Here is a 12,877-nt window from a genome sequence, read left to right on the forward strand (position 1 = left end):
AATCTTTTGCTAATATGGATAGTTTATTTGTTGAAAAAGAAGGCTTCAAAATGAGCCTTCTTTTTTTTATTTTAACTCCGCTTGTTGGATCTGCGCTTTGAGGTTTTGATCTTGGGAATAGTCTAAAGCGGTTTTTGTTTTATTGACTAGTTTGACTGGAATGGTTTCTGTCTGTAATTCGTGGCCATTATAATTAGCCTTTAAGCTCACTTCAAAAATTTGACCAACAAAGCCTGACAATTGAATCTGATTCTGTGAATACTCCTGACCATCAATATTAAATGAACTTACTTGAAAAGGTAGATCAGGTCTTACTCCTAATAGAGCTTTATCCACCATTAAAGTGTTTGTCACTGGTACTAAGGACAGCTTATGTCGGAGTGTTTCTAATTGACTATAATCTAAATCAAACCAAACCTCTTCGGTTTTTCCTTGATAAGTATATTGAATCATCACATTTTGTATTCGAGGCTCAATTAAAATGCCTCCTTTTGAGTTAATAGACTGAGTTGTTTGGTCTTCACTCAATATTTTTAGGTCACGATATTCATTAGAAAGAGAGAGTTGGACTGGTAAGGGATAAAGATTAATCGCATATTTAGGAAATATCAACAGAAAGCTTCCCGTTTTTTCTGTTTTCGCCAACTTACTTCCTTGCCATTCAATACCTGTTGATAAATTACCATTTAGCAATAATTGTGGAAAATCAATATCAGCTTCTTGATAATGTTCAATTGTTCGTTTGACATCTAAATCTGTCCAGGGCGCTTCAGTAATAGGTGTTTTTACTACCGCTGCTGCCTTTAAATAATCTTTCTTTTTAATAGCCTTAGTGAATTGCTCTTCAACTGCTGCTTTAGAAAAATTTAAGCGATAAATCATGACAAAACTAATTACTCCTAAAAAAATCAGGCTAAAACCAACAAGCTTTTTCCAATCAAAGCCTTCTCGCTTAGTTAGTACCCTGTGGTCTTTATGATCTAATTGTGTAGTCTCAGATTTATTATCCTCCTGGTCTGTTGACAAGTTTCTTTCATCTTGTCCATGATATAAATCCATTCTACTTTGGGACAGGATAGAATCTTTTGGACTCTTTTCATTTTCTAATAGATTTACTCTTCCATCAAAGGATGCACTATCATTTTCTTTATATAAATGATCATTGTTTAACGGCAAGCCACACTCTGAGCAATATTTAGCATCTGGCAGATTTTCATAACCACAATTCAAACATTTCATAAGTATTCTCCTTCTTACTATATTCAACCATATCTATAAGAAATATATATTTTTCTCAAAAAAGAACCCCTCACTTAGTAAGGGTATTTCTTATTTATTTACTTGAAAGTTTGGATAACTGTGCAAAAAAGTCTTGATTATTATCTGTCTGACGCATTAATTGTATTAATTGTTCGGTATATTCTAAACCGTTAGAAGTCATTAAATTGCGCAAGTCCCAGATTTGACTTAAATAGTTTTCCTCAATTAATAATTCTTCTTTACGGGTAGAAGATTTTTTAATATCAATAGCTGGGAAGATACGTCTTTGGCCTAATTCTCTGGACAAATGAAGTTCCATATTGCCCGTGCCTTTAAACTCTTCATAAATAATGTCATCCATTCTTGATCCAGTATCTACTAGAGCAGTAGCTAAAATCGTTAAAGACCCGCCATTTTCAATGTTTCTAGCTGAACCAAAGAACCGCTTAGGAAAATAAAAAGCTGCAGGATCGAATCCTCCGCTCAATGTTCTTCCACTCGGTCGCACCACCAAATTATAAGCTCGTGCTAACCGTGTGATTGAATCCAAAAGGACAACAACATCTTGTCCATCTTCCACCAAGCGACGTGCATGAGAAAGTAGTAAATCTGCCAAACGCACATGGTTTTGCGGTCTTTCATCAAAAGTTGATGAGACAACCTCTGCCTTGACTGAACGCTCAATATCAGTTACCTCCTCAGGACGCTCATCAATTAAGAGAATAAAGAGTTTACTATCAGGATAATTACTGGCAATCCCTCGTGCTATCTCTTTTATAATAGTTGTTTTACCAGCCTTAGGTGGTGCGACAATCAATCCCCTTTGACCGAACCCAATTGGTGCAATCACATCAATCAGGCGGTTTGATAAAACATTTTGTTTATATTCCAATTTTATCTGCCGGTCTGGATAAATGGGTGTTAGACTGGCAAAAGCATCTCGATTAAGCGTTTCTTCAGGATCTCTCCCATTGACGCTCGATATCTGCATCAAACCATAATAACGTTCTGAGTCCTTAGGCGGTCGAGCAGGTCCTCCTACTCGATCACCATTTCTCAAGGAAAACCGGCGGATTTGTGAATCTGAAATATAAACATCTTCCCTACTAGGAGAGAAATTAATCGGACGAATAAAAGCTAGGCCTTCATCATTAGGAATATCTAAGATACCTTCCACTTGGAAAAAACCTTGCTTTTCCTTTTGTGTTCGCATCACAGCTAAAGCTAATTCTTTTTTAGACAGTTGACTAAAATCAGGGATTTTTAATTCCCTAGCATAAGCATATAAGTCTTTTACTTCTTTATTTAATAAATTCTCTAAGGAAAATGCATCACTCACTGGGTACTTCCTTTCTATTCATCCTCAACCATTTGGATATCAGCTCCGACTTCTTGCAGTTTTTCAACAATATTTGAATAACCTCTTAAGATATTATCAACACCTGTAATCTCTGTTTGACCCTCTGCCATTAAACCAGCAATAACTAAACAGGCTCCTGCTCTTAAGTCACTGGCACGAACTGGAGCACCAGTCAATTTAGCCGGGCCCTCCACACGAATAATATCGCCATCCACCTTAATATTAGCTCCCATACGATTTAATTCAGGAATATGCTTAACTCTTTGAGGGTATATGGTATCCGTAATCGTTCCCTTTCCATTTGCTTTAATTAATACAGAAGTTAATGGCTGCTGTAGATCCGTTGCAAATCCTGGATAAGGTTGGGTTTTTAATGAAACCATTTTTAAATCATCCGAGCGATGAACGAGAATACTATCTTCTCCAATTTCCATCTTAGCACCCATCTCATTTAGTTTGGCGATAAAACTTTCAATATGCTCAAAAATTACATTATTAATTTTAATTTCATTTCCCATTGCTACTGCAACTGAAATATAGGTTCCTGCCTCAATTCGATCGGGAATAATTGTATGAGTGGTTCCTTTTAGACGGTCGACACCTTCGATTCGTATAACTGAAGTTCCAGCTCCACGAATTTTTGCCCCCATTTTATTTAATAGAGTCACTAAATCAATAATTTCTGGTTCACGTGCGGCATTCTCAATAATCGTCTTCCCCTCAGCTCTAACTGAGGCTAAAATAGTGTTGATAGTTGCTCCAACTGAAACCACGTCCATATAGATTCGGTTTCCATTAAGCCCTTCGGGAGTTGAGAGGGTAATTACCCCGTATTCATCCTCAACCACCGCACCCAAAGCTCGGAAGGCTTTTACGTGCTGATCAATGGGACGAGGTCCTAAAAAACAACCTCCGGGTAACCCTATTACGCCCTCCCCAAATTTTGATAAGGTTGCTCCCATAAAGTAATAAGAAGCTCGCAAACTCTGAATTTTACCTGTTGGCATAGGGATTGACTGCATATGAGAAGGGTCAATTTTTAATATATTATTTTCAAAAGAAGTCTTGACGTGGAACTCATCCAAAATTTCAAGTAGAGAGTGGACATCTTGAATATCTGGCACTCCTTCTAAGATAACCTCCGAATCGGCTAAAATGGCTGCTGGAATTAAGGCAACGGTAGAATTTTTTGCTCCATTAATATTAATTTCACCATTTAGTGCTTTGCCTCCACGGATGATCAGTTTTTTCATAGATAATGACTCCTTTTTATCAAGATTAGTCGTTATTTCGACATCTTCGTATAATTTTTTTCTAATTCTTTTTCAATAGCGGCTTGAATACTAGCTAAGCCTTGCCACTGCTGAGGATCTCTTAACCCTGCAGCATTTATCATATTAATAATTTGCTGATGAACTTCCTTAGCTTCAATTTTTAGACGATGTTTTAACCAAGCATCATCTACATAGATTAATTCATGGGCCACAATATTTCTCGCATATTTTTCAATATGTCGTATTTGAACAGCTAACTTTAAAATTTTCGGGTCTTTTACATAGTCTTCTACTAACTTTAATAAGTGACTAGAAGAAACATAGTGCGAATAATTAAAATGTTTCCCATAGTAGCGTTCCCAAGTTCTATTAATTTTGCCATTTTTATCAGCTTCGATTAAAGACTGGTTCCACTGTAAACCGCGATAAATAGGGATCCCTTCATCAGTTTCTTTCATTACCTCAACCAAATAACGTTCAAGGTCGGGGAATACCGTGTTTTCTAAAGTTAGCCTTAATACATCTACCAATAAAGGTGTAATTGCTCTTAAATAATCATCATATTCTTTAATTTCCAATTTAATGGCTAAGCCTTGAATATAAGAATAGACACGACGCTCTAAAAGACTAGGCTTTGTAAGATAGTCCATTTCAACTTGCCCAGATAATTCTTCGATCGTTTTCAAATCTGTATGAATATAAGCATGACCTAATTGCAAAAGTTTAGATAATTCTTGACTTTCCCAAGAAGGATTGTCTTCTAAAAATTTGAGCATTGTTTGATAATGCTGATGATAAAGTAACTGTTTCAGCAAAGCAAATTGAGTCTGATTATTGTGAATACTATTATGTGACAATGAATCCACATCCTAATTTCTTATAATATAGGCGTATTTTATCATATTGAAGCTTAAATTTCGAACGAAGCAGCAAATTGTCATCAAATCGTGATAGCATTAAAATAGATTTTTTAACTTAGCTAACTACAATTATCTTATCTGGAATAAAAAGGAGACCCATTCAAATGAACCGGTCTCTCTAACTTTTTTATTTTTAGTCTTCTTCTAATTCTTCTAAATCATCGTCCTCTTCGTCAAAATCTTCATCTTCATCGAGGTCGATTTCTTCGTCACCTAATTCAGATAAATCCGTTGCATACTCATTCAGCTCTTCATCTTCATCTGGCTCATCTTCCTCAACGTCAGCAACTAGGATTTCGATTGGTTCATCTTCTTCGTCCTCTTCGTCTTCTTCATCTTCGTCTTCATCATAAACATACCCATCATCGCTATCTTCAGGGTCATCATCATTGTAATCAATCATATCTTCTTCATTGTCAGCGAAAGCATTCACTTTTCCTGACTTCTTCTTACGGCGTTTTGAAGCTTCTTCTTCAGAAGAGGTAATGATTTCCTCATCAATTTCATCCACTGCGTACCATGATCTTAATCCCCAACGGTTGTCACCTACTGAGATAAAACGCCCATCAATATTTAAATCTGTATAAAAGCGAATCATTTTGGCTTCAATAAACTCATCTGAAACTTTTAGATAACTTTGTATATCTAAAAGCAGTTGAGTAAAATCAATAGCCTCACCATTTTCTTCTAAAATAGCATATGCCACTTCAATTAACGATAATTCTTCCTTTATTTGGCCTTCAAATTTCTTTAATTCCATTTTTATCCTCCTTAAAATTCTCACTAGGAATTGCTAATTTATGATGTAAATTTCAATTGATAGAAATAATCACCTAGTGATTGATCGTTCGTATGCATTTGATAGTGAATTTGTATCATTTGACCGTCAGCTGTCTTACTATAGTCAATTCTATCCGTTTTGATTTCTAATAATAAGATACCTTGATCACTTTCATATAGAGTGGTGGTTGCATGATTTATATTAAAAACTAAAGTCTGCTTTCCTTGATCTACCTTCACTTTGTTAATCTTTTGTTTTGAATCATCCAGTTGCCATTTTACTTCAATTTTTCTTTCTAATTGATCATGATAAATTAGTTTTTGATAGGTAGAAAGAATATAAGTATGACCTTGACAGGAGTGCTCCCATCGGTCTGAATGTTTCGTTTGTGCATAATTTATTTTTTGCTCGACATAAACATCGACTGCTTGTTTTTCCATCTTTCTCCTCTCATCCTTATGTCGTCACTGATACACCAGGACGGACTCGAACCATCATCTTTCGCTTAGGAGGCGAGTGCTCTATCCAGCTGAGCTACTGGTGCTTAATTGATTAATAAGTAGTTTTACTTTAAAGCTTTCATGTTATTATAAAACAAAATTTGCTATAATCAAAGTGTTAATAGCCTTTAAAATTTAACAATTTGAGGAGTATTCGTCAATGACTGATTCAAATCTATTATCTATTCTATCACAACATAAATGGTTAGTTTTTCAAGAACAAGAAAACCCACTGAAAGATCAAAGAGATGTAGCCTTAGCTTATCAAGATAGTTTTCTTAGATATCTCCTACAAAAAAATGACCTTCAAAAAAAAGATAAAGCTTATGGTATTTTTCATTTTTATCCTATTTTTAAACCGAGTGTCTTCTTAGGAGCTAAAGATAAACTTTTAAAAAACTTACCCAAGGGTGTTAGCTATTTAAAAGAAGCAGGCTATCAAGTATCTGTAAGACCACATGGTGGATTGGGAGTGGTTGAAGATGCAGGCATCCTAAATTTTGCAATTGTAACAGACAATCGTTCAATCAACTTATCAATTGATCAAGCTTTTAGCTTTTCCATTGCAGTAATTCAAGCGACTTTAAATCATTACGGTTTAACAGTAGAGGCTTATGAAATTGCTGATTCTTACTGTCCAGGTAAATATGATGTGGTCATTAACCAAAAAAAGGTAGGTGGAATTGCACAGCGTCGCTATAAAGATGCTGTTACTACTGCTGCTTATATTGGTGTCAATGGTAACCAATTTGCTCGTGGCCAACTAATGAAGCAATTTTACTCACTTAGTCAATCCGATCAACGCTTTCCTACTATTGAACCTCGTTCTATGTCAACGCTATCTGAAATTCTTGGCCAAGATCTTTCCTTATCTGATTATCAAAAACATTTTATAAACTACCTCTCTCAAAAAACAGCGATTGATCAAGGAAATTATAAAGACCCTGAATTAATTTCTATCTATCAACCGCTATTTGAAAAAGCCTATCAACGTAGTCAAAAAATTCAACCACTAACATAGAAAAGTCTAAAGGAGTGAAATAGGTGTCTGAATTCCAAAATATTATTGCCAATCAAAAACTTGAACGTGAAAAAGTTTTCCGTGATCCTGTTCATGATTATATTCATATTCGTGACCGTATCATCATTGATTTAATTGACACCAGAGAGTTTCAACGCTTGCGCCGCATCAAACAATTAGGAACTTCTTCTTATACTTTTCACGGTGCAGAACACTCTCGTTTTAACCATTCGCTAGGTGTTTACGAAATTACCCGTCGCATTATCAGCCAATTTGACCGTAATTATCGCTCTAAAACGGATGGCGATGGGTTATGGAATAATGATGAACGAATGGTTGCTATTTGCGCAGCCCTTTTACATGATATTGGACATGGTCCTTTCTCACATACTTTTGAAGCTATTTTTAATACTGACCATGAGGCCTTAACTCAATTAATTATCACTTCTAAGCAAACGGAAGTTAACCAAGTTTTAAGAAGATTAGGTGATGACTTCCCTGAAAAGGTAGCGTCCGTCATCAATAAAACCTATCCTAATCAACAAGTTGTTCAATTAATCTCCAGTCAAATTGATGCCGACCGTATGGATTATTTAAGAAGAGATGCCTTTTATGCAGGGGTATCCTATGGTGAATTTGACTTAACTCGCATTTCGCGTGTCATCCGACCGTTTGATAAAAGAATCGTTTTTGATTTTTCTGGTATGCATGCGGTAGAAGATTATATTATGAGTCGCTATCAAATGTATATGCAAGTTTATTTCCACCCAGTTTCTAGAGGAATGGAACAAGTCCTCAAGGGACTTTTAGCTCGTGCTAAAGATTGTTATCTTGAACGTGACAACTGTCAAAAAATTGAGGCTCCTATCCACTTACTCGAACCTTTTTTAAAAAACAATTGGACCCTTGATGATTATCTCAAGTTAGATGATCATATAATGAACGCTTATTTTATCCAATGGGCAGATGAAAAAGATCCCATTCTTGCTGATTTGGCCTACCGTTTTATTAATCGTAAGCCTTTTAAATCAGTCATTACAAATGACAATGAAAGAGAAGAGCTACGTACTGCCATCTTCAATGAATTAAGTAAAGTCGGATTTGACCCTAACTATTATATTAATGAAGATTCCAGCTTTGACCTTCCTTACGATTATTATCGACCTTATCACTCAAGTCAAAAAGTACAAATTGACTTAGTCACTAAAACCAATCAAGTTGTCGAACTTTCTCAAGTTTCAAGTTTAGTTCATTCCTTAACAGGTCAAGTCAGAGGAGACCATCGTATTTTCTTTCCTAGAGAGTTTATTGCTGATTTATACAATTTGCCTCAAGAAAGTCTCACTGATAGTCAAAAGAAAATTTTAGATGCTTATACCAATGAACGCCACGATGTTACCCACAATATTCAAGAACGCTTATTCTAGAAAGGAAATCTATGAAAAAAGAAAAATCATGTGGAGCAGTTATCTACTATAAAGATAATCAAGACTTTCTTTTTCTCCTCATCCAACATGAAAATGGTGGCCACTGGGCATTTCCTAAAGGACATATTGAAAAAGGTGAAACGGAAGAAGAAACAGCCCTTCGAGAAATTAAAGAGGAAACAGGTCTCGAAGTTGAATTGAATAATCAATTCAGAGAGACTACTCTCTTTTCTCCTAAAAAAGATGTTATGAAAGAAGTCGTCTATTTTATAGCAAAGACAAACTCAAATAAAGTCACTCGTCAATTAGAAGAAGTGAGTCAATTCATATGGCTTCCTTACCAAGAAGCTCTAGATAAAATTACTTATTCGAATGATAAAGACTTATTAGTCAAAGCTCAGAACTTTCTTCATTAAGAAAACCCATTAACCTATGAAGCGGTGAGATAAACACTGCTCATAGTTAATGGGTTAATCTTTTTTCATTTTAAATCTTTTCTTGGTCTTCTGACTTATTGAGAGTTTCATAGCTTTCGTCTGACTTTACCTCTTCTTCCAGAACGAGATCCCCTTCTAGATCTGTGTTAACAGCAACAACTTCTTCTGCTTCATCAGAAGGCTCAACTACTTCATAAGTTTCAACTTCCTCAAATTGGTTGGGCTCTGTTACCTCAAAATCCATTGGCTCGGCAACTTCAACTTCCTTTGTTTGTCTTGGGTCAATGTCTTTTGCTTCCTCTTTTACAAAGTCGGCTTTATGAGTGTCTTTTTCTTTTGATACCGACTCTTGATGAAGGACTTCACCTGTCCTAGGATCAAAATCCGACCTCGGAGCCACTTTATCAGTGACCTCAGGCTCAATAGTAGCTTGCGGTTTTTGACGCTTGTTCATTAGATAGTGATAGCCAAAATAAACAAACAAACATAAAACAGATAAGATAAGTATTCCTGCAAGAACCTTATCCCAATCGACTTGCATCCAACCATTGAATAAAGCAACAGCAATTATCACTAAGGCTGAAGCCCCAATATGACTCGCTAACTTTTGACCAAAAGTTAGTGATTTTGTGTAATAGATTAGGAACAATAGACCTAAAATAATTCCTAAAATTACAATGGATAAGAAAGTATAAATTTGAGGTCCTCCCAAACTGGTTAATAATCCATAAGTTAGTAAAGTAACTAATAAACCATATTGCACAAATGATCCGGCACGCTTGAACATTGAAATTCCTCCTCTATGTCTGTACTGATGGTTCAATTATACCATATTTGAGACAATAAGCCGTCTAAACGAATTGTATTTTTATACAGTCGAAAAACAATGCTCAACATGTCGTATCACTATTATTACCAAGCAGGTTGATCCGAACCCTTTGAAACTTCTTCTATTTTTTTAGCTGTTTGTTCACTTTGATAAAGTTCTACAATTTTTAAAAATAGTGGGTTTTTACTATCTTCCTTACGACTAGCAATAATATTTTTATATGAATCTGGTAGCTTTTCAATATCCGCCGCATCGTTAAAAATAACGAGATCTTCTTCGAGTTCTGCATCATTGGCAAAATTATTATTAATAACCGCAGCCGCTACATCGGGTAAAGCCGACACTAATTGTGCAGCATCTAATTCTTCAAACTTTAAATTCAATTCATTTTTGGTGATATCACTTACTTCAGCTAACACACCCGCTTCATCATCCACTTCAATCACACCTGCTTGTTCAAGTGCTAGTAAAGCACGCCCCCCATTTGTCGCATCATTTGGAATAGCAATCTTATCTCCTTCTTTTAATTGATCGAGAGAATCAATTTTTTCAGAGTAAACTTTCAAAGGTGCAACATATGTATAACCTATCGATACTAAATCTCCGTCATTAGATTGATTCCAATCATTTAAAAACTCAACATGCTGGAAGGCATTTAAATCAATCGATCCATCAGACAAAGATATATTTGGCTGAACATAGTCATTGAATAGAACCAGTTTGATTTTTATTCCTTCCTCCTCTTCTGCAATATCAGCAACACTTTGCCAAACATCTTCTTCATATTCTGAAGCGACACCCACTGAAACACTCTGACCTGAAAAATCTTCTTTATCTTCAGCGAAGACATTATTGAGAGTAACCCCCCCTAATAAAGAACCCACTAATAATACTTTTAAAAATTTTTTCATCATAATTCTCCTTTTCTAATACTTTCTTTTATGTTTTTCTGCCTTTCGAATCAACCAATTAAATAGCAATTGACTGATCAAAACAATTAATAAAATCAATAAGGTTGCTACTATGACAACGTCAAAACGACTTCTTTGATAGCCTCTAGCGATCGCAACGGTTCCTAAGCCACCTCCAGCTACTACACCCGCCATAGCTGTCAAGCCAATAACATTAATAACAGTCGAAGCAGATACTCTTAATAAAGATCCTAAGCCCTCTCGAATATAGACACGCCATATGATGTCCCACGGTGAAGACCCCATGGCCTGAGCCGCTTCAACAATCCCTTCATCTACCTCTAACAAAGCAATCTCCACCTGCCTAGCAAAGAAGGGAATCGTTCCTACAATGATAGGAATGGCAGCCGCCGTCGGGCCAATGGAAGTATTTACAAGCATACGTGTAAAAGGGACTAATAAAGCCAAAAGAATAATAAAAGGAATGGATCTAAAAATATTAATAAAACTGTCTAAGACTTGATAAATCCATTGGTTTTTTAAAATACCTTTTGGTCCTGTTACAACAATAACTACGCCAAGCATTAAACCTAATAAACCTGCAAAAAGGATGGTCAGTATCAGCATATATAAGGTTTCGATAGTTGCAACAATAAATTCGTCGAGAATGGGCCAAGCATTGGGTAACCATTTTTCTAAAAAAGATGATAAATTGGGGAATTGGTCATTAATAAAGGAATATACATTTACTTCTAATTCATCCACTTAACACCCTCCCTATCGGTTAAAATCTCGACATTTACTTTATGTTTTTCCAGAAAGACTAAAGCTCGTTCCCAATCTTGCGACTTTGATTCAACCGTGACAACAAGATTACCTACAAATGATCCTCTTAAAGCTTCAATATTACCATATAAAATATTACAATGTACCTGATAGTCTCTGGCTAACTGTGCAATAAAGGGCTCCGTCACCTCTTGACCGACAAAGGATAAGCGAGCGATGAAATAATCTTCTGAAGAGTTAGCTCCTCGCATTTCTTTAAGCACTAATTCATAGTCCCAATCAAAGTGGGTAGCCATATTTATAAACTCTTGCGTCAATGGGTTTTGAGGTTGGGTAAACATTTCGACAATGCCATTCTCTTCAATCACTTGCCCTTCAGCCATTACAGCCACTCGATGACAGAGGTTTTTAACAACATTCATATCGTGAGTAATCATTATAATCGATAAGCCCAATTCTTGATTTAACTGCCTTAGCAAATCAAGAATAGAATGTGTGGTTTTAGGATCCAAAGCAGAGGTTGCCTCGTCACACAATAAAATTGAAGGGTCTGTAGCTAAGGCTCTAGCAATCGCTACTCTTTGCTTCTGCCCACCTGATAACTGTTCAGGATAGGCTTGAGCTTTATCTAATATGCCAACCATTTCTAACAAAGCAGACACTTTCGCTTCTTTTTCAGCAGTAGATAATTTTAAATCTTTAAGTGGGAAAGCAACATTCTCTGCCACCGTTCTTGAATTCATCAAATTAAAGTGCTGAAAGATCATCCCTATCTTCTTGCGAGATTTTCTCAATTCAGACGCTGACAGTTGCATCAAATCAACTCCATTTATTATCACTTGCCCGCTAGAAGGTCTTTGTAAAAGATTGATTGTTCGAACTAAAGTGGATTTGCCGGCACCAGAATAACCCACAATGCCAAAGATTTCCCCCGCTTGTATCTGTAAGCTTACACCTGAAACCGCTTGGATTTTTTTATTTTCTTTTTCAAAAGTGACAGATACATTTTTTAATTCAATCAAGTATTCACTCCTTTCAATAAAACACAAAAAACTCTCCTCCAATAAAGGACGAGAGTTAATACTTCGTGGTACCACCTTAATTTGTAACCTCATCACTAAGGTTACCTCTGCCAGTACGCAAGTGAGTATCACTTGTTATACTGAGGCTTACTAACGGTTGCAGCCGTTTATCCTTATTGCTATGCATTCAGGATAACCACTCCATGGCCATTTTCAATCGCTTCCTACTGCTTGATTTCACCCTACTCAAGCTCTCTTTAAAATAGTCTGACGATCTACTTTCCACATCTACGTGTTTCATTCGATTTGTTAGAAGTATTCTAATCAAAAAAAACAATCCTGTCAACCA

Annotated in this window: 12 protein-coding genes, 1 tRNA gene, 1 pseudogene and 1 other annotated feature; of the genes and pseudogenes, 3 read left to right on the top strand and 11 right to left on the bottom strand. The window is 36.0% G+C overall.

What is annotated here, in order from left to right:
* Positions 1 to 66 precede the first annotated feature (66 nt).
* The 7 genes and pseudogenes from ACQV2T_RS04825 to ACQV2T_RS04855 all read right to left on the bottom strand — a co-directional run bounded on the left by ACQV2T_RS04825 (position 67) and on the right by ACQV2T_RS04855 (position 6,139).
* Positions 67 to 1,239: a zinc-ribbon domain-containing protein gene (locus tag ACQV2T_RS04825; protein ID WP_428891784.1), complete on the bottom strand. Its 1,173-nt coding sequence runs from the start codon at positions 1,237 to 1,239 to the stop codon at positions 67 to 69.
* A gap of 94 nt (positions 1,240 to 1,333) precedes the next feature.
* Entirely contained in the window at positions 1,334 to 2,599 is a 1,266-nt protein-coding gene (gene rho, locus ACQV2T_RS04830; RefSeq protein WP_428873135.1) for a transcription termination factor Rho, read from the bottom strand.
* A gap of 14 nt (positions 2,600 to 2,613) precedes the next feature.
* Complete coding sequence (locus ACQV2T_RS04835) at positions 2,614 to 3,873, bottom strand: UDP-N-acetylglucosamine 1-carboxyvinyltransferase (protein ID WP_428873134.1); 1,260 nt, start codon at positions 3,871 to 3,873, stop codon at positions 2,614 to 2,616.
* Between the two features lie 32 nt (positions 3,874 to 3,905).
* Positions 3,906 to 4,751, bottom strand: a complete 846-nt coding sequence (locus ACQV2T_RS04840) for a hypothetical protein (RefSeq protein WP_428891783.1) — start codon at positions 4,749 to 4,751, stop codon at positions 3,906 to 3,908.
* Positions 4,752 to 5,310: 559 nt separating this feature from the next.
* A pseudogene (gene rpoE, locus ACQV2T_RS04845) lies at positions 5,311 to 5,574 on the bottom strand (DNA-directed RNA polymerase subunit delta); the annotation flags it as partial.
* 38 nt (positions 5,575 to 5,612) lie between these two features.
* Positions 5,613 to 6,035: a DUF1934 domain-containing protein gene (locus ACQV2T_RS04850; protein WP_428873132.1), complete on the bottom strand. Its 423-nt coding sequence runs from the start codon at positions 6,033 to 6,035 to the stop codon at positions 5,613 to 5,615.
* Between the two features lie 31 nt (positions 6,036 to 6,066).
* Positions 6,067 to 6,139: transfer RNA gene (locus tag ACQV2T_RS04855), tRNA-Arg, on the bottom strand.
* Positions 6,140 to 6,255: 116 nt separating this feature from the next.
* Between ACQV2T_RS04855 and ACQV2T_RS04860 the strand changes: the two genes are divergently transcribed.
* The 3 genes from ACQV2T_RS04860 to ACQV2T_RS04870 are packed head-to-tail and all read left to right on the top strand — an operon-like array spanning position 6,256 to position 8,959.
* A complete protein-coding gene (locus tag ACQV2T_RS04860) occupies positions 6,256 to 7,116 on the top strand; it encodes a lipoate--protein ligase family protein (protein ID WP_428873131.1) in 861 nt (286 codons plus the stop codon).
* Between the two features lie 23 nt (positions 7,117 to 7,139).
* Positions 7,140 to 8,543: an HD domain-containing protein gene (locus ACQV2T_RS04865; protein WP_428873130.1), complete on the top strand. Its 1,404-nt coding sequence runs from the start codon at positions 7,140 to 7,142 to the stop codon at positions 8,541 to 8,543.
* A gap of 11 nt (positions 8,544 to 8,554) precedes the next feature.
* Entirely contained in the window at positions 8,555 to 8,959 is a 405-nt protein-coding gene (locus ACQV2T_RS04870) for a bis(5'-nucleosyl)-tetraphosphatase (protein WP_428873129.1), read from the top strand.
* A 70-nt stretch (positions 8,960 to 9,029) separates the two neighbouring features.
* Here ACQV2T_RS04870 and ACQV2T_RS04875 read toward each other — a convergent pair whose 3' ends face one another.
* From ACQV2T_RS04875 to ACQV2T_RS04890, 4 genes are all read right to left on the bottom strand, one after another.
* Positions 9,030 to 9,767 carry a DUF3021 family protein gene (locus tag ACQV2T_RS04875; RefSeq protein WP_428873128.1) on the bottom strand — a complete coding sequence of 246 codons (738 nt, stop codon included), beginning with the start codon at positions 9,765 to 9,767 and terminating at the stop codon, positions 9,030 to 9,032.
* A 125-nt stretch (positions 9,768 to 9,892) separates the two neighbouring features.
* Positions 9,893 to 10,720 (bottom strand): MetQ/NlpA family ABC transporter substrate-binding protein, encoded by an 828-nt coding sequence (locus tag ACQV2T_RS04880; protein ID WP_428893304.1) that lies wholly within the window; start codon positions 10,718 to 10,720, stop codon positions 9,893 to 9,895.
* Between the two features lie 15 nt (positions 10,721 to 10,735).
* A complete protein-coding gene (locus ACQV2T_RS04885) occupies positions 10,736 to 11,452 on the bottom strand; it encodes a methionine ABC transporter permease (protein WP_428873164.1) in 717 nt (238 codons plus the stop codon).
* Between the two features lie 20 nt (positions 11,453 to 11,472).
* Positions 11,473 to 12,528, bottom strand: coding sequence for a methionine ABC transporter ATP-binding protein (locus ACQV2T_RS04890; protein WP_428873126.1), 1,056 nt, complete (start codon positions 12,526 to 12,528; stop codon positions 11,473 to 11,475).
* Between the two features lie 41 nt (positions 12,529 to 12,569).
* Positions 12,570 to 12,828, bottom strand: a binding site (T-box leader).
* Positions 12,829 to 12,877 lie beyond the last annotated feature (49 nt).

Origin of the sequence: Facklamia sp. P13069 (assembly GCF_050409405.1) — a bacterium.
GTDB lineage: Bacteria > Bacillota > Bacilli > Lactobacillales > Aerococcaceae > Facklamia.